Annotated in this window: 22 protein-coding genes; 8 read left to right on the top strand and 14 right to left on the bottom strand. The window is 48.1% G+C overall.

Annotated features, from left to right (window positions below; all coding sequences use genetic code 11):
* Positions 1–2: 2 nt before the first annotated feature.
* Positions 3–452 carry a DUF1499 domain-containing protein gene (locus YC6258_RS08370; protein WP_052830163.1) on the bottom strand — a complete coding sequence of 150 codons (450 nt, stop codon included), beginning with the start codon at positions 450–452 and terminating at the stop codon, positions 3–5.
* A gap of 100 nt (positions 453–552) precedes the next feature.
* On the opposite strand from YC6258_RS08370, the gene YC6258_RS08375 reads away from it, so the two are divergent.
* Entirely contained in the window at positions 553–1,464 is a 912-nt protein-coding gene (locus tag YC6258_RS08375) for a DMT family transporter (RefSeq protein WP_044616599.1), read from the top strand.
* Here YC6258_RS08375 and YC6258_RS08380 read toward each other — a convergent pair.
* Together YC6258_RS08380 and rraA are read right to left on the bottom strand one after the other, a co-directional pair.
* Positions 1,444–2,229, bottom strand: coding sequence for a hypothetical protein (locus YC6258_RS08380; RefSeq protein WP_044616600.1), 786 nt, complete (start codon positions 2,227–2,229; stop codon positions 1,444–1,446). The two genes, YC6258_RS08375 and YC6258_RS08380, sit on opposite strands and share 21 nt — an antisense overlap.
* Before the next feature lie 123 nt (positions 2,230–2,352).
* Positions 2,353–2,832 carry a ribonuclease E activity regulator RraA gene (rraA, locus tag YC6258_RS08385; protein ID WP_044616601.1) on the bottom strand — a complete coding sequence of 160 codons (480 nt, stop codon included), beginning with the start codon at positions 2,830–2,832 and terminating at the stop codon, positions 2,353–2,355.
* A 239-nt stretch (positions 2,833–3,071) separates the two neighbouring features.
* Here rraA and YC6258_RS08390 point away from each other — a divergent pair, with 239 nt between their 5' ends.
* Positions 3,072–3,698 carry a TetR/AcrR family transcriptional regulator gene (locus tag YC6258_RS08390; protein WP_044616602.1) on the top strand — a complete coding sequence of 209 codons (627 nt, stop codon included), beginning with the start codon at positions 3,072–3,074 and terminating at the stop codon, positions 3,696–3,698.
* Positions 3,699–3,712: 14 nt separating this feature from the next.
* Entirely contained in the window at positions 3,713–6,133 is a 2,421-nt protein-coding gene (locus YC6258_RS08395; protein ID WP_044616603.1) for an efflux RND transporter permease subunit, read from the top strand.
* 366 nt (positions 6,134–6,499) lie between these two features.
* On the opposite strand, the gene tnaA is transcribed toward YC6258_RS08395, so the two are convergent.
* The gene (gene tnaA / locus YC6258_RS08400; RefSeq protein WP_044616604.1) at positions 6,500–7,960 is read right to left on the bottom strand and encodes a tryptophanase; all 1,461 of its coding nucleotides are present in this window, start codon (positions 7,958–7,960) and stop codon (positions 6,500–6,502) included.
* A 164-nt stretch (positions 7,961–8,124) separates the two neighbouring features.
* Positions 8,125–8,199 (bottom strand): tryptophanase leader peptide, encoded by a 75-nt coding sequence (tnaC, locus tag YC6258_RS31305; RefSeq protein ID WP_082070941.1) that lies wholly within the window; start codon positions 8,197–8,199, stop codon positions 8,125–8,127.
* A 260-nt stretch (positions 8,200–8,459) separates the two neighbouring features.
* On the opposite strand from tnaC, the gene YC6258_RS08405 reads away from it, so the two are divergent.
* Positions 8,460–9,188, top strand: coding sequence for a VC0807 family protein (locus tag YC6258_RS08405; RefSeq protein WP_044619878.1), 729 nt, complete (start codon positions 8,460–8,462; stop codon positions 9,186–9,188).
* A gap of 64 nt (positions 9,189–9,252) precedes the next feature.
* Here YC6258_RS08405 and YC6258_RS08410 read toward each other — a convergent pair whose 3' ends face one another.
* The 5 genes from YC6258_RS08410 to YC6258_RS08440 all read right to left on the bottom strand — a co-directional run bounded on the left by YC6258_RS08410 (position 9,253) and on the right by YC6258_RS08440 (position 16,869).
* Positions 9,253–11,100 carry an ABC transporter ATP-binding protein gene (locus YC6258_RS08410; protein ID WP_044616605.1) on the bottom strand — a complete coding sequence of 616 codons (1,848 nt, stop codon included), beginning with the start codon at positions 11,098–11,100 and terminating at the stop codon, positions 9,253–9,255.
* A gap of 381 nt (positions 11,101–11,481) precedes the next feature.
* On the bottom strand, positions 11,482–12,987 hold the full coding sequence (locus YC6258_RS08415; protein WP_052830164.1) for a coproporphyrinogen-III oxidase family protein: 1,506 nt from the start codon (positions 12,985–12,987) through the stop codon (positions 11,482–11,484).
* Between the two features lie 364 nt (positions 12,988–13,351).
* The gene (locus tag YC6258_RS08420) at positions 13,352–14,359 is read right to left on the bottom strand and encodes a hypothetical protein (RefSeq protein ID WP_144407589.1); all 1,008 of its coding nucleotides are present in this window, start codon (positions 14,357–14,359) and stop codon (positions 13,352–13,354) included.
* A gap of 140 nt (positions 14,360–14,499) precedes the next feature.
* Positions 14,500–15,279 carry an SGNH/GDSL hydrolase family protein gene (locus tag YC6258_RS08430; RefSeq protein ID WP_052830166.1) on the bottom strand — a complete coding sequence of 260 codons (780 nt, stop codon included), beginning with the start codon at positions 15,277–15,279 and terminating at the stop codon, positions 14,500–14,502.
* 507 nt (positions 15,280–15,786) lie between these two features.
* Positions 15,787–16,869, bottom strand: coding sequence for a lipase secretion chaperone (locus tag YC6258_RS08440; RefSeq protein ID WP_082070614.1), 1,083 nt, complete (start codon positions 16,867–16,869; stop codon positions 15,787–15,789).
* A 553-nt stretch (positions 16,870–17,422) separates the two neighbouring features.
* On the opposite strand from YC6258_RS08440, the gene YC6258_RS27195 reads away from it, so the two are divergent.
* A complete protein-coding gene (locus YC6258_RS27195) occupies positions 17,423–18,313 on the top strand; it encodes a dienelactone hydrolase family protein (RefSeq protein WP_052830167.1) in 891 nt (296 codons plus the stop codon).
* Positions 18,314–18,427: 114 nt separating this feature from the next.
* Here the strand turns inward: YC6258_RS27195 and YC6258_RS08450 are convergent, their stop codons facing one another.
* From YC6258_RS08450 to YC6258_RS08465, 4 genes are all read right to left on the bottom strand, one after another.
* Entirely contained in the window at positions 18,428–19,264 is an 837-nt protein-coding gene (locus YC6258_RS08450) for a formate/nitrite transporter family protein (RefSeq protein WP_044616609.1), read from the bottom strand.
* Positions 19,265–19,331: 67 nt separating this feature from the next.
* Positions 19,332–19,697: a nitrite reductase small subunit NirD gene (gene nirD, locus YC6258_RS08455; RefSeq protein ID WP_044616610.1), complete on the bottom strand. Its 366-nt coding sequence runs from the start codon at positions 19,695–19,697 to the stop codon at positions 19,332–19,334.
* A 16-nt stretch (positions 19,698–19,713) separates the two neighbouring features.
* Complete coding sequence (gene nirB, locus YC6258_RS08460; RefSeq protein WP_044616611.1) at positions 19,714–22,215, bottom strand: nitrite reductase large subunit NirB; 2,502 nt, start codon at positions 22,213–22,215, stop codon at positions 19,714–19,716.
* A 331-nt stretch (positions 22,216–22,546) separates the two neighbouring features.
* Positions 22,547–23,791: a nitrate regulatory protein gene (locus tag YC6258_RS08465; protein ID WP_044616612.1), complete on the bottom strand. Its 1,245-nt coding sequence runs from the start codon at positions 23,789–23,791 to the stop codon at positions 22,547–22,549.
* 323 nt (positions 23,792–24,114) lie between these two features.
* On the opposite strand from YC6258_RS08465, the gene prfC reads away from it, so the two are divergent.
* From prfC to rplM, 3 genes are all read left to right on the top strand, one after another.
* A complete protein-coding gene (gene prfC, locus YC6258_RS08470; protein ID WP_044616613.1) occupies positions 24,115–25,701 on the top strand; it encodes a peptide chain release factor 3 in 1,587 nt (528 codons plus the stop codon).
* Between the two features lie 124 nt (positions 25,702–25,825).
* On the top strand, positions 25,826–26,140 hold the full coding sequence (locus tag YC6258_RS08475; protein ID WP_044616614.1) for a hypothetical protein: 315 nt from the start codon (positions 25,826–25,828) through the stop codon (positions 26,138–26,140).
* A 153-nt stretch (positions 26,141–26,293) separates the two neighbouring features.
* On the top strand, positions 26,294–26,722 hold the full coding sequence (gene rplM / locus YC6258_RS08480) for a 50S ribosomal protein L13 (RefSeq protein WP_044616615.1): 429 nt from the start codon (positions 26,294–26,296) through the stop codon (positions 26,720–26,722).
* Positions 26,723–26,730: the final 8 nt, after the last annotated feature.

Consider the following 26,730-nt stretch of genomic DNA (forward strand, 5'->3'; position numbering starts at 1 on the left):
GCCTACTTTGTCAGATAAAATTCTTTCAGCATGTCATAGCGTTTTCGGTTGAGACCCATGTCTGAATATCCGGCCCGGCTGGAGGAGCGAAAATGCACCAGCCGGTTGGTTTCATCGAGATAAAACTCTGCGTCGTCATGGAATCTCATCAATGGGGTGGTAAACACGACGTAGAGATAGTCGCGGTCCTGCTTGATTATTCTGGCTCCGCCGTATTGTTTGACGGCCGCGATAATGGCTTCCATGGTGCTTTCTGGATCATGCTTGAAAGGTAAAGGACTGATTTTTTTGCCAAGGTCATCGGTTTGAGTGGAAACGGCATTGGGTGATTCAGGTACTGCAGCCAGCTGGCCGCCTTGAATGCCCAATTGCGGAACCTGACTGTTCTGGATATAAATTCTGGCAAATCCGATACCTATCAGTAACAGCAGAATCCCAATGACTACCCACATAACTTTTATCCCCCGTTTCATGGTCGGTCCTATTTCGATGACAGTCTGAATATTCTGATAAGCTTACGTTCTTTTCACTAGCCACAACAGGAAATTTTGTATGCATGTAAACGACAAAAAGGCGATGACTTATGCGCTCTGCGCCATTGCCCTGTGGTCTACCGTTGCCACTGCGTTCAAGCTGGCTTTGGCGGAGCAGTCGTTAATACAGCTACTGTGGCTGGCGGATCTGACAACGGTTATTGCCGTGGCGATGATTCTCTTGTGGCAGGGGCGTCTGTGGGATGCCTTGCGGGGTTTTTGCCAGCACGCAAAAATGGCGCTGGTGTTGGGCTGTATCAATCCGCTGTGCTACTACCTGGTGTTGTTTTCCGCCTATCAGCGTTTGCCGGCACAGGTGGCGCAACCCATCAATTATACCTGGGCCATTACCTTGTCACTGCTGGCGGTTCCGGTGCTGGGTCATCGTTTCAGCCGTCGCGATCTGATCAGTATGGTTGCGGCCTATGGCGGTGTTCTGCTGATCAGCCTGGGTGGTCGTTCCTCCGGTCAGCCGGTGACAATGACCGGTGTCGCACTGGCGTTATTCAGTACATTGTTGTGGGCGGGTTATTGGCTGATGAACTCCAAAGATCAACGCGAGCCGACCACCGCTATCTTTCAGAATTTTCTCGCAGCGTTGCCATTCACGACGGTGTTGTTCTTATTGCAGGATCAGGCGGGAGTCTGGACTTTGAAAAGTACACTTTCCGGTATTTATGTGGGTTTGTTTGAAATGGGGATCACATTTGTATTGTGGCTACAGGCAATGAAGCACACCAGTCGTACCAGTATGATCTCCAACCTGATTTTTTTGTCACCGTTCGTGTCACTGATCCTGATCAGTCAGGTGCTCGGAGAAAAAATCGGCAGCCTGACTATTGTTGGATTGCTGGTGATCGTAGCCGCCCTATGGTTCCAGAATCAGCAAAAGACAACACAACCTGAAATATCAGAAACGCCAGCCGAGTAACCACTGCGCGCGCATACGATAATCGACCTGCTGCCAGTCATTACGGAAACCTTCGACGGAATGTTCGTTGTAAAAGGCCAGTTCTGGCAGGGCATACAGGCTGGTGGTCAAATGGCCATAGTTCAGCGTCAGGCCGATGGGGGTGCGAATTCCACCATAACCGAGTAAATCGCTGTTGATGGTTTCACCGTTATCTGTGATGGGGTTCTGATAGTTGAAATAGACGGCACCACCAAAATAGCCGGCCCCAAACTCTGCCGCCAGATGAGGGCTCAGCTGCCGGACTGCCAGCAGATCAAATCCCCATTCCAGATAACTTTCATTTTTGATTGATGCATTGATATCCGCTGACCCTGCTCCCAGACTGGCTGTCAGTTTGGCTTGCCAGCGATCATTGATCAGGGAAATCAGTGAGGCTCGGGCCAGATACTGCTGATCCACGTCGATACGTCCATCGTTACGGCCTATGAGCGCCGGGCTGATGGTACCCAGTTCCAGTGCAAATCCAATCGCCTCGTCATCATCGGACAGTCCGTTGGATGGTCTGACCCAGTGTGTCGATGAGCTTTTTTCAATCTCTTCCGGCCGGTCTTCGTGCTGATCTTCATTCCATGTTACGTCGCTGTTGAGATGACGTTCCTCCGGGTTTTCCCGACTGGCGGTTTCTGCCGCGTCGTCCAGTGAGCTGGAGCGAATAACATCGGGGCGGGTGGAAATGCATCCACTAAGCAGAATAACAGGGAGGAGTAATACGAGACGTAACATGGTTGCATGGAATCCTTGCGCAATATTGATTGGGCTGCAGAGTATGGTCAATCAGATGTGAATTGCTTATGAATCAGAGCAGATTCCCCAGGCTAAAACTGGGGAGAGCTGCTGGAACATACTTTAGATGAGTTTATGTTTTGACACCACAATACCGCTTTCATCGGCATACACCCAGTCTTCCGGATCAACAGTGGCGCCGGCGAAATGTAATGTGACATTCACTTCGCCCTGATCCCGTTTGACTGAACGACGTGGGATGCTGTTCAGTGCCTTGATGCCGAGTTGCAGGGTTTTCAATGCTTCCACGTCCCGGATACAGCCGTTGATGATAATTCCGGACCAGCCATTCTTGACCAGATCATCACCGATCATGTCTCCCAGCAGGGCGTAATCCATTGATGCCTGCCCATCCACCACCATAACCTTGCCATGTCCGGAAGTGACAGACATGGCTTTGATCTTGGAGTTGTCATTCAGACAACTGATCGTCACTGCCTGGCCATAAAACTGGTGTACACCACCAAAATCCCGAAAACCAGGGCTCAGGATACTCAGGCTTTCTTCAAATTCATCGCATAAATCAGGTGTGGAAATGTTCATGATGTCTCCTCCAGTATTATTGTGTGTATGATTTCCAGCGCTCTCTGCGTAGCGTCTTGTGGAAAATCGGTGCTGAAATCATTTTCCCCATGAGTTCAGCAATGTCATTGTCACTAAAACAGGCTATATTCGTCAGCGGGGATTAATCAGCTGATTAAAAATGATGAATTTAATCGCTTGCTTAGTTTCTTGATTGGCGTAGTGTCCTTCTATTTACAATAAAAGCAACCGTTACCGCTATGAAAACCGGCAGACCCAGGCAGAGCGAAAAAACAGATGCCCGAAGTGCACTGATTGCAGCCGCTCAAGAGTTGTTTTTAAAGCATGATTTTGATCATGTTTCCACTCGACAAATAGCTAATCTTGCCGGAGTGAATTCGGCGCTGATTGCTTATTATTTTGGGAATAAAATCGGCCTGTTCGAAAATGCCATGAAGGAAATGCTGGCTCCAGTGGTAACGCTGTTGAATGAGACCATTCAGGACCCCTCTCCCGAGTTTTTGAAACAGCTGATGCTGACGGTATCCAGACGCATTCCGGCAGATATGGCACGGTTGATTATCAGAACGCTGTTGTCAGACAATCAGTTACTGAAAACCCTGGTGGTGAATGAACTGGCCCGGCCAATGAATGTTCGTTTACGCAAGGTGCTGACCAAATTACAGAATAATAACCTGATTGATCCGGCGGAAGATCCCAAGCTGCTCAGCTTTTTGTTAGCAGCGTTGTTGATCTTCCCATTGGCGATGCAGCCGATCGGTGAGGAAATTCTGGATTATCCGTTCAATGCGGAAAATCGTGAGCGGTTGGCGCAAGCGCAAATAACCTTGCTGATGCATGGAGTTCTGAACCCCGCGCATTCTTGAGTGACAGGACAATTATGAGGCAGTGGAAACATAACATCGAACTGAAGCTGGTTCGTCTGGTGGAGATCATCCACCGTCATCCTGGACGTTTTATTTCCGTAGTGGTTGCATTTACCTTATTAATGGCAACACAGTTGTGGTTTGTGCGTTTTGATACTTCCACCGAAAGTTTTCTGTCAGATCAGGATCCTGACATCCTGGCACTGAACGCTTCCCGGGAACAATATGGCCGTTCCGACTTTATCTTATTGACTATCCGTGCGGATGAAATCTTCAACTTCGAATTTCTGACCCGCCTTCAGGCTTTGCAGGATGACCTCGAACACCACGTCAACTGGGTGGATGATGTCGACAGCCTGCTGACGGCCAGAGAGACCCGTGGGAGCAGTGATGGTTTTGTGGTGGGCGACTACTTTGATCCCTATCCGGAAACCCAACAGCAACTCGATGTTATTCGCGACAAAATGAACGCAGATCCGTTGTTGCAGGATATGTTGATTTCCGCCGATGGCCACTACACCACCATGACGATTCGACCGGTGACGTATGATATCGACGAAAGTGCGGTGCCCAGCGATGCATTTGATGATATGGCGTTTAGCGATGACATGACCGTGTTGGTGGAACCCGCCGTAGAAAGGCCATTGTTGCCGGCCGCAAAAATGGATGCCATGGTGGATCAGGTCGCCGCGATCGTCGAGCCTTACCGGCAGCAGGGAATGGAACTGTACATGGGAGGTATGCCAGTGGTTTCCCATGGACTGACCCGGTCCATGATCCGGGAGATGCTCATGTTCATGCCGCTGGCCATGATCACTATCGTCATTTTTTTGGGGCTGTTGTTTCGTCGCCGTGAGGGGGTGCAGTTTCCGATGATCGTGGTATTGATGACCATGCTGACCCTGGCGGGTTTAATCTGCCTGTTGCGGATTCCGGTCATGTTACCGATGATGATCGTGCCGACCTTCATATTGACCGTGACCATTGGTGATGCGGTCCACTTCATGTCGATTTTTTTTGATTATTATGATCAGGGCATGGAGAAGCTGGAAGCACTGAAACGAACCATGCGGCTGACCGCGATTCCGATTATTCTGACCAGTCTGACAACGGCGGCCGGGCTGTTGTCTTTTGTGGGGGCACCCATTATTCCGCTCAGTTATCTGGGTTTTTTCTCAGCCATTGGTGTTGTGATCGCCTTGTCGTATTCGCTGATACTGATTCCGGCATTGATCAGCCGGTTTGAGATAAAACGTAAAGCCATTCCTGCCGCTTCAAACAATACCGCCATTGGCAGATTTATCGACTGGCATATTCGGACCAGTATTCGCTTTCCGGTCATGATCATGGTGATCACCGTTGGATTGTTTCTGTTGGCGGGCTGGGGGATCAGGCAGCTTGAATTTTCTCACAACCCTCTTAAGTGGCTGCCAAAACATATGGAGGCCCGGCATGCAATTGAAACCATTGATGAACACATGGGCGGATCTATTCCGGTGGAAATCATTATTGATACCGGTGTTGTTAATGGCCTGTACAATCCCGATGTGCTTCACCAGATGGACGCTGCGGTGACGTGGCTGGAAGGTTATAAAACCCCTGATTTTGCCGTTGCCAAAGTATCTGGCCTGACTTATGTGGTTAAGGAGAGCAATCAGGCTTTGCACAACGGTGATCCGGCTGAATATGTGATACCGGATGATCGGGCGGTGATTGCCAACGAACTGTTTATCTTTGAAAACTCCGGTGCTGATGAACTGAAACGCATCGTTGACAGCCAGTTCCAACAGACCCGAATGGTCGTGATTATGCCGTGGATAGACACGACGCTGTATCGTCCGTTTCAGGATGAAATATCAGCCCGGCTACAGCAGCAGTTCGAGGGGTTGGCTACGGTGGAAATTACCGGTGTCGCGCCGGTGCTGGGTAAAACCCTCTACTCAGTGATTCGTACCACCGCCCGCAGCTATGCCATTGCGTTTGCAGTGATTGCTGTCATGTTGATGATCATGTTATCCAGTATTCGTCTCGGACTCATTGCCATGATTCCCAACCTGTTGCCAATCGTGTGCATGATGGGTTTGATGCATTATCTGGATATTCCGCTGGACATGTTCACGATACTCGTTGCGTCCATCGCCATTGGTATTGCGGTGGACGATACCGTTCACTTTATGCACCACTTTCGCGAGTACTACACCAATGGTCACGACGTACGGGATGCTATTACCCGTACCCTGCATACTTCTGGCAAAGCCATGCTGACCACCTCTATTGTACTCTGCTGTGGCTTTGGCACTTTACTGGCGTCCAGTATGCTTAATGTCCGCAATTTCGGTTTGCTCATTTCAATCACCATTGCGCTGGCATTGATTGCGGATTTTCTGCTTTCACCGGCGTTGATGATGCGCTTGTATGACAAAAAGAAACGTTAGCGGCTTGGTGGCGTGGATCGGTTGGTCGGTCGCTGTTTTTTCGGTAGTGGTTATTTTCTGACCGGTCATGAAAGCATACTTGAGTTCTTGGAAGAAGATAGTTGAAATTTAGACACATGAACAGTGCAATGCTGACATTAAAGTGGATCCTGCAAAAATAATGAGTTTGTGTTGGTTTTTGGATTGGGTGTCATTTATGCCTTTCGTTGGCATTTTATATAAAAGGGTTTATGTCTGTAGTACAGGCAGATACTGCTATACGTTCCGAACAGCTCAACACTATTCAGGTGTTGAGCCCTCCCAATGAAGCTGATTCAAAGTTCAAAACAACAGCCACAGAGTTATGTGGCTGTTGTTGTTTGACACTTAAAGCGCTTCGCACTCCTCAGGCCGGTTTTGGATGGAGACAGCCGTGACTTCCTGCAGTCGGGCGGTGAAATGACGAAGTACCTTGGGTTCGTAGGTGAAAGAGAGTCCTTTGATGTTGGCGGCATTCCGCTTGACCTGCTCAAACGCTTCAATGATGAAGTCCATATGGGTTTGAGTGTAAGTGGCTCTGGGGATGGTCAGGCGCAGCAGTTCCGCCGGACAAGGATGCTGCTTGCCGGTGACCGGATCACGACCCAGTAGCAGCGAACCAATTTCGACCGCGCGAATGCCGGCCACTTTGTATAATTCACACGCCAGCGCATGAGCCGGAAACTGTTCTGCCGGAATATGAGGCAACAGCCGGCCGGCATCTACGAATGCGGCATGACCACCAGCCTGCTGACAGGCAATTCCAGCATTTTCCAGGCCGTTTACCAGATAAGCCACTTGTCTGATTCGGTATTCGAGCCAGTCCTGGCGCATACCATCGTAAAGTCCGACTGCCAGTCGTTCCATTGCACCACCTTCCAGGCCGCCATAGGTTGGAAAACCTTCCTGGACCACACAGATGGTTCGACATTCGTTGTATGCCTCCAGCAGGGAGTCATCTTTAAAGCACAACAAACCTCCCATCGGCACCATGGCATCTTTTTTGGCAGACATGGCCAGAATATCTGCATAGCGATAGCTTTCACGGGTAATCTCGGTAATGGTCCAATTTTGGTAACCGGGTTCGCGTTGCTGGATGAAGTAGGCGTTTTCAGCAAACCGTGCGGAGTCCATGACCACTGGAATATCGTATTTCCGGGCGATTGCATAGACCGCTTTCAGGTTGGCCAGAGAGACTGGCTGACCGCCGGATGAGTTACAGGTAATGGTACTGACGATGTAAGGCACGTTGGCCGGACCGATCTCCTGGATGGCATTTTCCAGTTTATGCAGGTCGAAGTTGCCTTTGAAATCGGCATAGACCGCGGTATTGAAGGCTTCTTCGGTATAGACATTGCGGGCCACACAACAGTTCAGTTGAGTATGCCCCTGGGTGGTGTCAAAGAAGTAGTTTGACAGAGCGACCATATTTCTCCGATCCAGGCCTTTTTCCCTCTCGCGTTTGGCAATCAGGACGGGAATATAGATCTGCTCGGCACCGCGGCCCTGGTGGGTGGGAATGGTGTATTGATAACCAAAGATATCCGCGACTGCCGCCGCCAGCCGGTGATAACTGCGACTGCCGCTGTAGGCTTCATCGCCACACAGCATGGCGGCCTGCATGTTCTGGGTCACTGCACCGGTACCGCTGTCGGTCAGCAGGTCGATAAACACGTCTTCGCTATCCAGCAGAAACGGATTCATTCCTGCTTTCAGAATGGCGCTTTCACGGTATTCACGGGTAGTGCGTTTAACGGGTTCTATAACACGGATGCGAAATGGTTCTGGCAGATGTTTAAAATTTTCCATAATTCAATCCTCATAACGGCTGTACAGGGACAGACGCTGTTACCGATCTCCAACTGGACGATCAGCGATAAAAATGATGAATGTCCGCCACCGCTTCAAAAGCATGACAAATAGAAGCGCGATGACAGCAATGACTGTGTACTGCAGAAGTACCGGGACAGGAGTCAGATATGAGGAAAGAAGAAGGCGATTTTATAATCCAGAGTATACCAATCGGGCATGTTTGTTCTGGGATGCATAAAAACCTCAACGATGATTGTTGGAGTTGATTAAAACCATGCGCTTGGGCATGTGAAGAATGTATATATCAAAAGCAGTGTTGCGGCGCAATCATGGAACCTGTTGGATAATTGTAACGATGGTATCTGCTTTGAAGCGGCGCAAATACTGCAAGCGAATTTGATGGAATAGAAAAGCTGGCGAGATTATTTGCAATGGCTACGGTTTTTCAGGACTATTTGCCGCTGAATAATATGTAGTGGGTATGGTAATCCGTCAAATGAACAGTCAACAACAGCAAGCACCCAAGAAACAGAAAGGTTTTCTGGCCAATCTTGCGTTTAATATCATTATTCCTGTCGTCATTCTCAGTAAGTTTAATGGCGAAGACTCCCTTGGCCCCATGTGGTCCATTGTTGTGGCCCTGGCATTTCCGATTGTATATGGCATCTGGGAGTTGAAAGATTCCGGCAAGGTTAACCCGATGTCCATCCTCGGGATCGTCAGTGTATTTCTCACCGGCGGTATCAGCTTGCTTAAACTGGATCCCAAGTACATTGCCATCAAGGAAGCCACAATTCCGGCGTTGATCGGTATCATGGTTATTTTAAGTCAGCGCAGCCGTTATCCGTTGGTAAACCTGTTTCTGTTTAACGAGCAGGTGATTGATGTCGCCAAAGTGAAGGATATTATTCGTGAGCGCGGTCTGGACAGTGAGTTTGCCAGCAAACTGCGTAACGTTTCCTACATCATCGCCAGCTCTTTCTTTCTGTCTTCAGTGCTGAATTATGTTCTGGCCAAGTGGATAATGGTCAGTCCTGCGGGTACTGAGGCTTATACCGAAGAACTGGCCAAGATGACGGCACTGAGTTATCCCGTGATCGCGCTGCCCAGTATGGTGGTGCTGTTTGCCGGACTCTGGTACATGATGACGCAGTTAAGGCATATGACCGGTTTGAAGATGGAGGAGATGCTGGTGGGACAGCATCAGGAAAGTCAGCGGGAATAACGTTTGGCCAGGCTGCATGCTTTGGCCGGATTCATCGTTGCAGGCCCGTTTCCGGGCCTGTTTCTCAAGCCGTTTCCTCTTCCGTTTCTATCCCCAGATAACCACCCGTCTGGTGCGCCCATAGCTGAGCGTATATTCCACCGGATCTGGCCAGTTGCTGGTGAGTTCCCTGTTCCACAACTTGTCCCTGATCCAGAACGATTAACCGGTCCATAGCGGCAATAGTGGATAGTCTGTGAGCAATCGCTATCACGGTTTTGCCTTCCATCAGCCGATACAGACTGTGTTGAATCGCGGATTCGATTTCTGAATCAAGTGCTGAAGTGGCTTCGTCCAGAACCAGAATCGGGGCGTTTTTCAACAAGACCCGGGCAATGGCGATTCGCTGGCGCTGGCCACCGGATAATTTCACCCCGCGTTCACCGACTTGAGCATCGTAGCCGGTCCGTCCTTCAGGATCACTGAGTCCGAGAATGAACTCGTGCGCTTCAGCCTGTTTGGCAGCGGCAATCATTTCTTCTTCCGTCGCGTCAGGGCGGCCATAGAGAATATTGTCTCGGACTGAACGGTGTAGCAGCGAGGTATCCTGGGTCACCATGCCGATTTTGCTGCGCAGGCTTTCCTGAGTAACCTGGCTGATGTCCTGACCGTCAATCAGAATCTGTCCGGATTCTAGGTCATAGAAACGCAGCAGCAGATTGACCAGCGTTGACTTACCGGCCCCGGAACGGCCAACCAGCCCGACTTTTTCGCCCGGCTTGATATTGAGTGTCAGCGCTTCGATGATGCCGGAGCCTTTGCCATAGTGAAAACCAATGTTCTGGTACTGGATGTTTCCCTGGTCAACGGTCAGCTGACTGGCTCCTTCAACATCATTGATCTGTTGCGGCTTAGACAATGTGTCCATGCCATCGGCGACGGTGCCGATATTCTCAAACAGTGCACTGACCTCCCACATGATCCACTGTGCCATCCCGTTCAGACGCAGAGTCAGGCTGATGGCAATAGCGATAGCTCCAGCGCTGATATTGCCGTTCACCCAGAGCCAAACTGACAGCGCGGCCACGGCAAATGTCAGCACATAGCTCAATACCTGAACCGAGACATTGAAACCGGTCACCAGGCGCATCTGGCGGTAGACTGAACCGAGAAACTCAGTCATACCTTCATGGGCATAATCCGATTCCCGCGCGGTGTGGGAAAACAGTTTGACGGTGGCAATATTGGTGTAGCTGTCGACGATACGGCCGGTCATGAGGGCTCGGGCGTTCGCCTGTTCTGCGGATACCTGCTTGAGCCGTGGAACAAAGTATAACTGGCTGACGATATAGCCCAACAGCCAAATCACAACCGGTGCCACCAGTCGAATATCGGCCTGGGCAATCAATATTACCATGGTAACGAAGTAAACGCTGACAAACACCAGGACATCCAGTAGCTTCATAACGGTTTCCCGCAATGAGAGCGAGGTTTGCATAACCTTGGTGGCTACCCGCCCGGCAAAATCATTCTGATAAAAAGACAGGCTTTGCTTCAGCAGATAACGGTGAGCCTGCCAGCGAATGGACATGGGGAAATTACCAAGCAGCGCCTGATGAACCACAAGGCCATGTAGCAGTACCAGCAGAGGCAGGCCAATCAGTGTGACTGAGGCCATGGTGATGAGTGTGGGCCATTCATCGGTGAGCAGTGTCGCCGGATTTTTGACCGCCAGCCAATCCACCAGCTTACCCAGAAAGCCAAACAACGAGACTTCAAAGATCGCGATCAATGAAGTCAGTATCGACATGGCAATTAATGAACCCCACATGCCTTTGGAATAATGCAGGCAGAAGGCCAGTAATTTACTTGGTGGCTGGTCCGGTTCCGGGGCAGGAAACGGATTGGTCAGTTTTTCAAAAAAACGAAGCATGCAGTTTCTCTATATGTTGGTTTTTCAGTTAATCGAGTGCTCACGCCAGGAAAGGCATGATGGAGGGCAGGCTGGAAAATCCAGGCGCAAAAGTATAACAAATTTTAGCGGTTGGTCAGTAATTTGATGCTCACAAACTTTTTGGTTCCGAGTCGTCGTTGAAGCCTTCAGGCGTTAATGTTACCTGGGGTCGGGAAGTCAGGTCGGTTTGATCGTCATAATAATGGGAATGTTGAGTCGCTATCAAAAAAGACTGCGGAGGTTTACACGGCGGTAATGTGGCATCAAGAGTTGAAAAAGCAGAGTACATTTTTTAACTCTGATGCCGTGGTCGATGTTCAGATAGCGAAGTCTCTGAATGAGATGTTCTTCAATAGCGTGCTAATGACTTCGGGCGAACACTTTTTCTGCGATGATTTTGTTCTTGTGCATATCTTCGGCAACCTCAGGATCCCGTTGCAGTAAAAAAGTTTGCACGGAAGGGGCAAAAAACAATGCAATGGTCCCGGCAAAATGCTGAGCGCCTTTTACGGTCAGAGACAAGGAGCGGGGATTATGTGTTCCAAATGCTGTGATCATTGAATGCTGGTAGACCTTGCCATTGTCAGAGTCGGTATATTGCATCAGCCCGTGTTCCAGAGCATAGGCTATCGCCGGGCCATAAGCCTGTTCCAGCGAAACTCCGAACTTGTGTTGAAAATACTGAAGATTGATTTCACCGAAGTAGAGGCTGACAGCCACCATTTTGGCCATCATATGTGTTTGCGGCAGCTGGTAACTATCCTGGATCGGAAGCTCATTGTGATTAACGGCTTTGAGATACGGTGACAGGTTTTTTCCGGCTGCGCCCGCATTGTAGCTGATTGTCGTGTCGGAAAAACTTTGTGCACCCAGGCCGATACCCAAATAAGGAGAACCCTGGATTACCCGACTGGTCAGGTAACTGCTGGTACCGGTCTGCCCGGTGAGGCGGGTATAGGTATTTTTGCCGGGATTGGCGTGATATCCAGCCGCGGCCAGCATCGCTTTTGCCATCGTTGCCTGTTCCATCACTCTGGCCAGTTCAACCTGTGATGCCTGATGAGATATCCGGGTCAGCTTGTAACGCATCCGATACAGAGTGATATGCTCGGGGTTGAGTTTTATTGCGTATGCCAGGGTGGATTCCCAGGAGCCCATACTTTGATCGGCGAATCCATACATCAGGTCGATATTGAAGTCATCGAATCCAGCCTGACGTATATGATCCGTCGCAACCTGAATATGTTGAAGACCATTGCCTTCCCGTCCCAATGCTTTCAGCAGATCTGGTTGAGTGACCTGAATACCCATGCTGATCCTTTTGATACCGCTCTGACGATAAGCATGTATTTTGTCCGGTTCACGGGAAGCTATTTTGGGCGTCGTCTCAATACTGATGTTGCAATCACTGGCGAGGGTAAAATGCCGGTTGACCTGGTTAATATGCTGATCAATCAGTCCTGCATCAACAAAAGAGGGTGTGCCACCGCCGATATCGAAGCCGACCAATGTGCGATGGCCAAGCAAGTGACGGTACAACGATAATTCCCGATCCAGTGCCGCCATGTATTCTTTGGTTTGATCAAGCTCTGATTTTCCCACGACCGTGTATTCACAAAAATAACAGCGGGTTTCACAGAACGGAATGTGAGAATACAGAGAAAAGTGGGTCAGATGTTCAAAAGCCTCAACCATCCTGGATTGCTGCTCACTCTGTTTAACGCGATAGGGACGCCAGGTTGTGCCGTGTGCAATTGGGTAGGCAGTGTTGGAAATATGATGATTTCTCTGACCGGCTGCGAATACATCGGCCATCTCGTGCTGAATGCAATCTGCTGCAGCGGGGGTGGACCATTTCTTTATCATGATATTCATCCTTGCGTGGTAGGGCCAAATCCCTGATTGAGTGCTGAATCATAAAGCCGCAATACTGCAAAAACGGTTGATAAATATCAAATGATATTTTTCCGTATTGTGAGACATAAACTGTTATTGGATACCAATCCTTTCGATTGAGAAAAATAATGAATATTCCCTGTTTCAGCCCGCCGTGAGTATATCCTTATAAGCTCGAATACAGCGTTCGTGTTTGAAACAGGGGGTATTCATTTCAGGCACCTGAGTGATTACTCCGGTGAACATTTATGTCGGGTTAGTCGTATGTTGCTCACCAGGATGAAGAGATCATGGTCTTCACCGGAGCGTGAATGTTGTCATGATGCTGCCAGACTCAATTCCGGCCATACACCCGTGGCCTGAGGTAGCGGAAAAAACCGCTAAGTTCCTCTTGTTCTATGGTTCTGGCTTCATAACCGAAAAACTCCACTCTCACATCATTGAGCGCGCGTGCCAGAGCTTCTCCGTTTAAGGTATCAATCAGCTTTTCGCGTTTTTTCATATATGCCAGGCCCCGTTGCCAGCGCAGGTTTCGTTTCTGGTCCAGGTCTCTTAGCTCGCTGATCCTGCTCTCGTCATAGCCTGACTGTCGTCGAAGCTTGTCAATCTGCTGTTGCCGTTGATCCGGTGGCAATTGACCGAGTGCCTGTTGAACAGAATCAAGGGAAAAATAAACCTGTGTGATCAGGTCTTTGCGATTGCCATATTGAACTGTGGATTCCGACAGCAGCTCGTCAAGCTGAGTATTCAGCTGGTATAACTTCTCTTCCAGAGAGATTCTGGAGTCAGTGTCAACTTGAGAAATAACCTGTTGAACCTGCTGCTGTTTTCTCTCCATATCATTGCGCTCTTCTGCCCACAGCAGTTCCGCATCATCTGCAAATATTTCCCGGCGTTTTTTCCAAATGATTCCATATCGTTCAAGAGATGACAGTCGTGACAGAAATGTTTGTTGTTCTGTTAACCATTCGTGATACCGATCCAGCTTTTCCATCAAGGCAATAATTCCGTCTGCTTCAGTTGGAAAGGCCTGACGAGCTGCGCCGTTAAAGTATTCGACTCCTAAGACCGGATATTTTTGTATCAGATCCTGACGGAAACGGTATAGCTTGGTTTGGGTAGTAATATCGGCTATTTGCTGTCCAAAAAGACTGATCAATTTCTGAGTCAGAGCAGAACGAACATCTTTGTGGATAGAAGTTGCTCTTGCCGGAATTGGATCGTTCATTTGCTTGGTAATCTGTTGCGGCGGCTGATGCATATCGGGGAGATAGAAGCGGTTTCCTGCCCAGATGGTCGCGGCCACCACGATTAACACCATCAGTGATATTTTAGTCATCATGATTACTGTTATTTTATCGAAGACAATGTTGATACCGGCGATGAAAAACAACCGTCATTCTCTCAACCGCATCGGTAAGCAGGCGGTTGGAAAATACTACCGTTCTGACGGTTGTTTTCATGACCGGCGCTGAAGGCTTTTTATAGCAACTGCTTTAGTGTTGGCCAGGTGAGATCGGCCAGTTTTCGTGACCCTGAGTGATTGGGGTGTATACCGTCAATAATGATATCGTTGTCATTGATGACTGCTCTTGGGTCAACAAAGGTACAGTGGACTACCGAAAACTCGCAGGCCTGTGACAATCTCATGTCGCCATAATCAATGGCCTCTTCCATACTGTCGAGTAGGAAAATGGCGTTCTTGGTATAGTAATAACCGAGAAATACAACGTTTTTAACATCATCCGCGTACATCTGATTCAACAGGTTGACAGCCTCCACATAGATGTCATCAATCTGTGCCTTACACTGCTCGCTGAGATGGCCAAATTGGTACCATTCTGTTTTACAGTTGTAGGGATCCAGCATGATGGCTGGAATCAGAATATCATTACCTCCACCATCCATCAGGACCAGATCGATGTCGGAATCATCCTGCCGGGCGTGGTAGTATTGGTCTACTACGGAGGTGGCGATACTGCCGCCGCTGAGTTCTGCGCCGGATAGCGTATAACGACGGAATGTTTCGCCTGCATATGATTCGATATTGTCCTGTAATTCACCGGATAACGCGAAGATGGAATCACCGATGGTTATGACCTGATTGTTATCAGCCTGGGATATTGTCGTGTTGCTGATCAGGCTTCCGATGCCATCGCAAGCTGAAATCAAACTACTGGTAATCAGTAAAGCAATATACCTGATATAGAAGCTAACTTTTTTGTTCTCTCTCCTGAGGTTTTCTGATGGTAAGGTTTTCATGATTTTTTCCTGTATTATTGTTATTTTTAAAATCGTTTTAATGACAGTACTGATGATTGTCATGATATCAGTGTATAAAAAATGTACGATTTGAACACATAATATGCACTGGTGTGAAATTACGGAAACATTAGCAGGTGATTTTCGCGACTGTTGAAATAATTAAATAAAAATATTTTTTTGATCGTTGAATGGTTAACCCGAAAATTAAATAGATCTTCCTGATCTCTTTGATTGTCGCTCCGAGAAATCTGGCGTATTGCATAAAACACCGGATCGTCGGACTGCTTGATTTCCAGGGGCTCGCATTGGCTATGGCCAATGGTGTGGCTCACGCCTCGGAGAATTTTTGCTTCACACTATTAAACCAACCTAAATACTTGTCAGGTTAACCTTATCCGCTTGTAAATTTTGCCAGGTTAATAGAGCCAACAAAAAAGGAATAAAAGCTGATTCAGAATGGCCATAAGAGGGTAGAGCCTTGCGGTGTGACATGTTCAAACACTATTACGGTTCCAGTTGTTTGAAATACCTGGTGTGGAGAAGCCGAAGCTCTTCTGCGGTAAATAGAGTTTCCAGCAAAGTGGATATCTGTGCGTTAGCGTCATTGCTATCAAGGCCAGAATGTTTAATTTGTTCTCGCTGTTCAAGAAAATAATAATAGCGGGAGCTTAGTTCCTGAATTTTCAGGTCTTCGTCCGCTTTTTGTGCTGCAGAATCCGAGCCCATCGCCTCTGATCGATAACTGAATATATCCGACTCCGATGCCCCTTGCTCTCTTAACTTTTCAACTTCGTATGCTCTTTGAATATCCGCCAATGGGGAATCAAGTTTGCTAATCTCAGAATTAAAACGATTCTGGAGTTCCTTGAGCCGGTTTTGCTGTTCATCTTCATTGAGGGATTGATCATTCAGTGTGTTCATCGCCGCCAGCATATACTGGCTCTGCACCTCTTCCTCTGCGAACAGTTGATTAACAACTTCGGGTGAAAAATAGCGCCTTCGTAGTTCAGACACTGCTTCGTTGCTCTCAATAGCAGAGCTGATTTCCTCGGTTTCATGTGATTTGAGTGCTGATATGAGCAGTGATGTACGGTATTCGCAGTAAGCATCAAGCATCTCCGAGACCTGAGTTCTGGTGGATTCCTCCATGACTGCTGATGCACTTGTTATCCAGGTTGAACATCCTGCTGCATCTTCATTGTGAGGAATCAGTTCGTATAGCTGGTCCAGTGATCTCAGCAAGTATCCGTTGATAACCAGACTACCCTGTTTATCGGTGGAGAGTTTTTGTAGTAAGGATGCGACCCGTTTTTGTTGTGACTCCGGTAAAACATTTTCTGCGGGATTCAGCGGATTCTGAGAGGCTGAATCGTCAGTGACAAAATGGTGTTGTTCGGCCTGTGGTTGTACTTTGGTTGGTTCAGGCATTTTAACTTTCTGGGTGATTTCAATGTTTCTTGTTTTTTTATCATTGCTAAAAATACCGTACATTGCTGCCGATACTAATAGCCCTATGGCTAAGCCACAGAGACTGCGTTTAACTAAAAAGATGTGCTGCCTTCTAATATTTTTTTGGGGTGAATTCATGGCGATTTTGGTGCGTCATTAAATTGTCGATAGTTAGCATGTTTCTAAAGTTCAGAATAAAGCTTTAGTTAAGCTCCATGGGATCGATAAATCAAGCGGTGTTTTGATAATTATTGTTCCTGGTCTGCTGGTTTTTTACCTCAAATATTTTATATCTGTTTTTAAATCAGAGAATTACATGATTTTGGCTTGGATAAGAAATCATTCATTCATCCTTTTTTATGAGTGTCAGGTTTTTGAGTTTTAATATCCGTGTTTATTAAATTTTTATGAAAATGGGATTCAGAGTTTTTGGGTGATTCATTTTTGTCTTCTGGCTATCCATCAACAGTATGATTCAACGTTGATTATTTTTTGAACTAGTATGTTGTCTTGTTAACTTATTTTTTGAAGTTAACGATTTTCTTAAATTCGGAAAATTAGTTGCTTTATGACTTTCGGAGTTGTTATGCGGGTGTCATATGTGGGACGCAATTCAAGATTTTTGTGGACATTTCTCATTTGTATGAAGGTGATTAGCAATGGACTAAAAAAACCTGAGGAGGTCTTGTATATGAACTGTTCTGTGAGAAGTAATACTTTCCAATCCATATTTTTTGCTCTGCTGGTGCTGCTGGCATTCGACGCCGTGGCTGTTGATTGTCCTGCTGACGCAATTTGTCGATATGATCTGGAACCAGGAAAATATAGCGACAAAGGTCCTTATCGTTATGATGATTATGATATGCCATTTGGAAGTACGCCTGGTGGCGCATCGGTGTACTACCCAACCAATGCAGAACCACCATTCTCTGTGCTGGTATTTACCCCGCCCTTAAGCGGAACACAAATTATGTACCGGGCATGGGGGCCGTTTTTTGCGTCACATGGCATAGTTATGGTGACAATGGATACTCGTACCACACTGGATCAGGTTGATTCTCGTGCTAGGCAGCAAAAAACCGTATTGGATGCAATGAAAGAAGAAAATACCCGTATGGGTAGTCCCCTCTATGGCAAAGTAGCGACTGATCGGTTGGGCGCTGTTGGATGGTCTATGGGGGGCGGAGCGACCTGGATCAATTCTGCTGAATATGATGGCTTGCGAACTGCTATGTCATTGGCGGGTCACAATCTGACGGCGATAGACCTGGACTCAAAAGGATATGGAACCCGGTGCCCCACAATTCTTTTTAATGGCGCTCTGGATGTAACTATTTTGGGAGGATTGGGGCAATCTGATGGTGTGTATGACAATATTCCGTCTGGCGTTCCTAAGCTGATTTATGAAGTGGTCAGTGCAGGTCATTTTTCGTGGGGCACTCCAACACAGGCTAATGACTATGTAGCGGAGCTGGCGCTGGCATTTCAGAAAACCTTTCTCGATGGAGATTTGCGTTGGGCGGATTATCTGACCAGACCGATAAGGGATGTGGCTAAATTTGAGAGCGCTAATTTGCCCTGATAGAAGATGGTCATAAAAAGCAGACCTGAAAAATCTGCTGATAGAATTATTAACCCGAATAGCGGTTTATCGGGTTAATAAATTTCCGGTGTTACGCTCACTGTGTGGTTAATATCAGGCGGCTACGTCCCGGGTACCGGTGCCTAGTTGCCTTTTGGGAGCTGTCTTGTAGTGTGTGCTGAACAGTGTCAGGCCGGTAAATGCGATTCCGCCCAAAAGATTTCCGAGTGCAGTTGGTATTTCGTTCCAAATGAAATAATCAGCTACGGAAAATTCACCACCCATCATCAAACTGAATGGAAATAAAAACATGTTTACAACGGAGTGTTCAAAGCCCATGAAGAAAAACAGCATGATGGGCATCCACATTGCCAGTACCTTTCCGCTGACATGTGATGAAATCATCGCGCCGACCACTCCAAGAGAAACCATCCAGTTGCATAGCATACCTCGCATAAAAATAGTGAGCCATCCGGCGATGCCATATTCGGCGTATCCCAGAGTTCGGGCTTTTCCAATACCGGCTACCTTGTTGGCAATTGCGCCGCCATCAGTGTTGAAGCCATAAGTAAAAACAAACGACATCATAAATGCGACAGTGAGAGCACCGCCGAAGTTGCCAATGAATACCAAGCCCCAATTGCGAAGAATCTGTCCGATGCTGACACCCGGGCGTTTATCCAGCCATGCCAGCGGTGTCAACATGAATACCCCAGTCAGCAGATCGAAACCCATCAGATATAGCATGCAGAATCCGACTGGAAACAGGATGGAACCCACCAGGTGAGACCCCGTTGCGACGGCAACGCTGACTGCGAAAACAGCCGCCAGCGCCAGGATGGCCCCGGCCATATATGCCCTTACCAGGGTGTCACGAGTCGACATGTAAATCTTGGACTCACCGGCGTCAACCATTTTGGTCACAAATTCAGAAGGTGTTAAATAAGCCATGTTGTACCTCGTTTTCTGTTGAGTTTGTCTTCTTGCTAAAGGTTAATCCGGTATCAATAAAATCCGATTACTCATTAACGGACAACATCCTGTTCTCCAGTCCTATTTCTACGTGTTGCTGTGAAATCTGTACTGGCCAAACCGGTATTTTTATCGAACTGTCTTCAAGGCACTGGCCATTTTCCAAATTAAAATGTTGTTTGTAGATTGGTGAGGCAATGACGGTTTTACCTTGAAGGCTGCCGACGATGCCGCGGGCTATCACACCTGCACCTGAGTAAGGGTCGATATTGCTGATGGCATAAACCTGTTCACATGGGCCGGGCAGGTAAATCAACGCAACTTGTTGTCCGTCAATGAGTGCTGCCACTCCTGACCAGGCTACCAGGTCTTCTTTTTTGCAGATTCTGGTCCACTGTTTTGTTGTCTTCATGGGGTGTCCTCCAGTATCAGGCGGGTCTTAGTTGTTGACGTTCTTCAATCATGACGATTCGGTCATCGCCTCCGGAATTGTTCACGAACGTACGGAAGCGCTTGCGTAATTCGGGATTTTCAATCGTGCTTTTCCATTCGCACTGATAGGTGTCAACTGTGTCCTGCATTTGTTGCTCCAGTGACTGGCAGATACCGAGGGAGTCGTGGATGACCACTTGTTGCAAATAGCTTAAACCTCCTTCAAGGTTATCCAGCCAGGTAGCTGTGCGCTGCAGGCGGTCTGCGGTTTTGACATAAAACATCAGAATTCTGTCGATATAGCGGATAAGTGTCTGATCGTCGAGATCTGTGGCAAACAGATCCGCATGCCGGGGTTTCATGCCACCATTGCCACAAACGTATAAGTTCCAACCGTTTTCAGTGGCGATGATACCGATGTCTTTGCTTTGAGCTTCAGCACATTCGCGAGTACAACCGGACACGGCAAATTTCAGTTTATGAGGTGCCCTCAGGCCTTTATAGCGGTGTTCAATTTCGATCGCTTTGCCAACGCTGTCCTGCTGGCCATAACGACACCAGGTGCTGCCAACGCAGGATTTGACGGTACGTACGGCTTTGCCATAGGCATGTCCGGTCTCAAAACCGGCGGCAATCAATTCCTCCCAAATCAGCGGCAGTTGATGTAATTGTGCGCCAAACAAGTCGATGCGCTGGCCGCCGGTTATCTTGGTATAAAGCTGATATTTCTCTGCAACCTCTGCCAGTACTTTCAGTTTGGCCGGGGTGATCTCTCCACCTGCAATTCTGGGTACAACAGAATACGTGCCGTTCTTCTGCATGTTGGCCATGAAGGTATCGTTAGTATCCTGTAGATGTACGTGTCTGGGGATCTGGATGTGTTCGTTCCAGCAGGAAGCCAGAATGGATGCGACAGTGGGTTTACAGATGTCGCAGCCCAGTCCGTTTCCATGTTTATCAATTAACTCATCAAAAGAATGGATATTTTCTACCCGAACCAGATTGTAGAGGTCCTGACGGGTATAGCTGAAATGCTCACAGAGGCTATGATTGATTTCGACTCCACGTTGAGCCAGCTCGTGATCCACAACGTTTTTCAATAGAGCCGCACAACCACCGCAACCACTGGATGCTTTGGTGATGTTTTTGACATCGGTCAGGCTCATGGCACCGGCATCGATGGCGGCCTGAATATCACCTTTGGTCACATTCAGGCATGAACAAAGAGTGGCGCTCTCAGGAAGTGAGCCGGGGCCAAGCGTCGGAGCAGAACCTTCCGCCAGCGGGAGGATCAGAGATTCCGGCTGGGCAGGTAGCTCTATGCCATTCAATGCATATTGCAACAATGTGTCATAGCGACTGTTATCTCCTACCAGAACAGCACCCAGCAGACGTTTTTTGTCGGCGCTGACAACGATGCGCCGGTAACTTTGCGCTGCCTCATCCAGATAGCGGTAGTTGATACAGCCGTCACTGTGACCTTGAGCATCTCCAATTGATCCGACATCCACTCCCAATAGTTTTAATTTGGTGCTCATATCAGCACCGATGAACTGGTCATTTTGGTGGGTAAGGTGGGCGGCGGCGACTTTTGCCATTTTGTATCCAGGGGCTACCAGGCCAAAAATGCGACCATTCCACAGGGCACACTCACCAATGGCATAGATGTTGGGATTGGATGTCATGCAATTGCTGTCTATGACAATACCGCCTCGCTCGCCAATCGCAAGACCACACTCTCTAGCCAGCTCATCTCTGGGGCGAATGCCAGCGGAAAACAGAATCAGGTCTGTCTCAAGTACCGTGTCGTCAGCGAAATTCAGGCGATATTTGCATTGCTCACCCGGGCCAATGCTTTGCGTGTTTTTACCGGTGTGAACCTGAACGCCAAGCGCGGTGATTTTTTGTTTCAACAAATTGCCGCCGTCTTCATCCAGTTGGATGGCCATCAGTCGGGAGGAAAACTCCACCACATGAGTTTCCAGGCCAAGGTCTTTTAATGCTTTGGCCGCCTCCAACCCCAGCAGACCACCACCGATTACCACGCCAATGCGGCTGTCGGCTGCCGCTGATTTGATCCGCTCCAGGTCTTCGATGGTTCGATATACCAGACTGTTTGTATCGGTCTTGCCGGTTATGGGGGGAGTAAACGGATAAGAACCGGTAGCCAGGACCAGTTTGTCGTAGTGGGTAATGAAGCCGGATGAAGAGGTGATTTCCTGTGTCTCAGTATCAATTCCCGTTACCTGTTCATTTAGCCGTACGGTTATGCCCCATTGTTGGTACTGGTCGATACTTCCCAGTGACAGATCATCCACTGTTGAGCCGGAGAAGTAGCTGCTCAGATGCACTCTGTCATAAGCCAGGCGTGGTTCATCGGCGAACACTGTGATGTCAAAAGAAGACAGTTGCTGCCGGTCCGCCAGGGTTTCCAATAAATGATGGCCAACCATGCCATTGCCGATCACAACCAGCTTCTTGCGTTCGAAGTTATTCATGCCGGGAACCTCTTTTGAATAAGCAAAAAAAAACGGCTTCCGCCAATCCTTCTCTGTGTGAGAAGGACTGATGGACGCCGTTATCCAAAAACTTAAATTGTCAGCCTAAGGAATGCAGAAGCCATATTGACCGTGTCTTCAATACATCTTCAACTATCCGCCAGCTATAAAACTAACCTTTCCTTGCTAAACGTAATCAAAGATAGTGCCAGATTCGAAAAGTCCTTTTATGTCGGGGGGTTGGTGGAATGCCTGGGGTGGTGAAGTGTGTCCGGGGATATGGTTATGCACTTTTCCGGTTCAGTTACAAGGGGGAATGCTCTGTCACTGGTCACTTGGAAACACTTATGTGGTTGATTGCCTCAATAACCTTTTGCGCAACAGCTGTGAGTGTCTGGTTGGACTCCATGGCACTTTCGCGCAGTTGCCTGTAAGCCTGTTCTTCCGTCAGTTGTCGATGCTGCATGAGCAGACCTTTGGCTCTTTCCAGCAGTTTACGCTCAGTCAGTGCCTGGCGGGCCTCTGCCAGTTCATCGCTGAGCTGCTGCAGACGTTTGGCCTGATCCTGAAGCAAATGATAAACCGTGGTGCCAGCAGAGGGTGCGATTGTTTGCTCCAAGGGCAGATTCAGCAGCCGCGTTGAAGGTGGATGAATTGTCATACTGGTTTCAATGCGACTGCGGAAGTGCTCCAGTTCTTGCTGGGCACGTTTTAATTTTGATTGGCTCAGTTGCATAAGATCGGCGGATAGCTGTTGTTCCAGAATGTGCATTTTATCTATGCGCTCTGTTGTCAGGTCATACCAGATCTCACTGAGTTCAGTTGAAACGGCCTGTTTTGCCGACAGGCGGTGTAACACCGTGCGCAGTTTTTGGATTTCCGTTGAAAGTTGGTTGGATGTGATATGTGACCACTCTTGACCGATTGGGGCGGAGGCAAGTTGTTCGAATATATCAAAACAACGTTGCTGAGCATGTATGAGGTTTTTCAGCCGGTCGAGCTGCTCCTGTTCAAACTGTCCGGCGGTGAAGCCAATGGCCCCCCAGGCACGCTCCTGCCCGGCATATTCTTTACCTTGCATAAAATTAAACATGGCGACCATTGCCCGGGTGATGTCGGGGTCATTGGAAATATCCGCTGCTTCAAACACCACGGCCAGTAACCCGGCAATCAGGCTGCTTATCGCATGGGTGGATTCTATGGCGTTGGACCTCAGTAACGCTGTCTTCTCGCGTAATATGGAGAGTTCATTAAGCGCTTGTATTACAAAGGCAATACTACTGAGCAGGCGACTGTCATAAAAAGGGTTCTGTTCGCTTATCTGCTTTAGTGAGTCGTGAAACTGTTGTTCCGCTTGATGACATAGTTCAATTTGAGTCAACCGCTGTTCGCGGAAACGTTGTCCATCCGACTTCAGATAGCCATTTGAGAGGCCTCTCTCCCGTTGCAGGGCATGTACCAGCATGCTGACTTTAAGAGTCAACTCGCAGTTTATGGCCAATTGTCGGAAGCTTCTGATTTCGGCGCGTTTTGCCGCCAACAAAAAATCTTCTGGTGTATGCAGTCTGGCTGTCATGTTTAAACCTGGTATTGAAAGATACAGCGCGATGGCGTAGGAAAGCCTGCATCGGCGCGATATGGATAAGGTATGCGATTTTGGGACCATATTACCTTGTTGCTTTTTTGGTTTCTTCGTGGTGCCAGAGTGTAGTTTGGACAGTAGTGATCAATGTTGTTGTGTGCCTTCGTAGAAAGCACTGATTGTTTACGGGGGAGAGATCAGCGAGAATGGCCCCCAATTTCACCCACCAGAAGGATTGGGTTTGCTTGATGCTCTGAATAAATGCGTTCAGAAAGGTGGACAAATCCTGCTAACAAACCAAAAAAAGAATTGTTTAAATGGCAGATCAGAATTTTCTTGACGAAATTAATAAACGTAGAACCTTCGCAATAATCTCTCACCCCGATGCGGGTAAGACCACCATTACCGAGAAAGTGCTTCTGTTTGGAAAAGCCTTGCAGACAGCGGGTACGGTAAAAGGCAAAAAGTCCGGTCAGGCCGCCAAATCAGACTGGATGGAGATGGAGCGCGAGCGTGGAATATCGGTGACAACTTCCGTTATGCAGTTTCCATATGGCGACTCTTTGGTAAATCTGCTTGATACTCCGGGGCACGAAGATTTCTCTGAAGATACCTATCGTACGCTGACCGCGGTGGATTCCTGTCTGATGGTTATCGATTCTGCCAAAGGGGTGGAGGAGCGCACCATTAAACTGATGGATGTCACCCGGCTGCGCGAAACCCCCATCATTACGTTTATGAATAAGTTGGACCGGGATATCAGGGATCCCATCGAGTTAATGGATGAAGTGGAAGATGTGCTGAAAATTTCCTGCGCTCCGATCACTTGGCCAATCGGCTCGGGTAAGGGGTTCAGGGGGGTTTATCATTTATATAATGATGAAATCATCCTGTATCAGTCTGGGATGGGTCATACCATTCAGGAGCGGAGAGTTATTAAGGGATTGGACTCAGATGAGGCGTCAAGGCTACTGAAAGATGATATTGACGATCTTCGCGAGTCCATTGAGCTGGTCAGGGCAGCTTCTCACAAGTTTGATCTTGAAGAGTTTCTGGCTGGACAGATGACTCCAGTATTTTTTGGTACTGCGCTTGGGAACTTCGGAGTTGACCATATGCTCGACGGCTTGGTGCAGTGGGCACCTGCTCCTCTGGGGCGGGAAACGGATAAAGGCACCGTTGCTGCTACAGACCCTTCCTTTTCTGGTTTTGTTTTCAAGATTCAGGCGAATATGGATCCTAATCACCGGGATCGTGTTGCATTTTTACGGGTTTGTTCCGGTAAATATGAGAAAGGAATGAAGCTTCGGCACGTGCGTATTAATAAAGATGTGCGAATTTCAGATGCGTTGACATTTATGGCTGGAGATCGGTCACAGGTGGAAGAAGCTTTTCCTGGAGATATCATCGGTCTGCACAATCACGGAACAATACAGATAGGCGATACTTTTTCTGAGAGCGAAATGTTTCGTTTTACAGGGATTCCTAATTTCGCGCCTGAGTTGTTTCGTCGCATCCAGCTGCGGGATCCGCTTAAAGCCAAGCAGCTGCATAAGGGGTTGATTCAGTTGTCTGAAGAGGGGGCCGTTCAGGTTTTCAGACCTCTCAAAAATAACGATCTGATTGTTGGTGCCGTAGGAACCCTGCAGTTTGATGTGGTGGTGCATCGGCTAAAAACTGAATACAAAGTTGAAGCTAGCTATGAGCCTATCAGCGTGGCTACTGCGCGCTGGATTACGGCGGACAGTGTCGCTGACCTGGAGGATTTCAAGAAAAAGGCTCACGATTATCTGGCTCTGGATGGTGGTGACAATCTGACCTATATCGCTCCTAATATGGTGAATTTGCAGCTGGCGGTGGAAAAGTATCCTAAAGTGCGCTTTGATAAAACCCGAGAGCACTAGCAGGTCTGTGATTTTGGTTGATGAGGCGCTGATACGAAGCAAAAATCATCAACCTGTTGGTATTGCGAGGCCCGTGGTGCTCTATGTCGACGCTGATATGGTCATACATGTGCGGTGAACAAATATGCTGGTTTATTTTGTTGGTCTTGTCATTCTGGTGCTGTTGCTAAGTGGTGGTGGTTATCTGCTATTGCAGGGGACTATTGATCATCGTCGGATCGCCGAACGGGATGCAAAGGGCTATTTTATGGTCTGGATGTTTGTTGTGACATTTATCTCTGTATCAGTAGCATACTTTGCGGCCCCCCACATCGATCCGGAAGAGGTGGCAGAAGGCATTCAGCAGTCAACGGCGGGGATGCTTGTAGTGACTGCGTTGTGCATTGCGGTATTGGCGGTTGGCTTGATCAAACTAAAAGAAAAGCAGCAGTTTCTATAAGTGCTGGTTTTGGCTACTTCCTGGCACTCCCGATCAGACTAAAAATAGTATTTTTGGCTTGTGTCCCTGAGGTAGCTTATGTATCATCGCGCGTCCTTAAATATCGGTGAATTTAACCTCCCCCGAGCCCCCCACACTAGTAGGCGGAGTTAAATGAAAACTTTTAGCGCAAAAAATGAAACAGTAAAACGTGACTGGTATGTAGTTAATGCAGAAGGTCGCACATTGGGTCGTCTGGCAACAGAAGTGGCTAGACGTCTGAAAGGTAAACACAAGGCGGAGTATACTCCACATGTGGATACTGGAGACTATGTTGTGATTGTGAACGCAGAAAAAGTGCGTGTCACAGGCAAGAAGTCAAAAGATAAAATGTATTACCGTCACACAGGTTTCCCGGGCGGTATCAAAGAGATGTCTTTTGAAAAGCTGATCGATCACAAGCCAGAGCAGGTTATCGAGCTGGCTGTGAAAGGTATGATGCCCCGTAATCCTCTGGGTCGGGCGATGCTTTCAAAGCTCAAAGTGTATGCAGGTTCTGAGCATCCTCATACTGCTCAACAACCTAAAGAACTGGATATCTAACGGGGAAT

Origin of the sequence: Gynuella sunshinyii YC6258 (assembly GCF_000940805.1) — a bacterium.
Taxonomy (GTDB): Bacteria; Pseudomonadota; Gammaproteobacteria; order Pseudomonadales; family Natronospirillaceae; genus Gynuella; species Gynuella sunshinyii.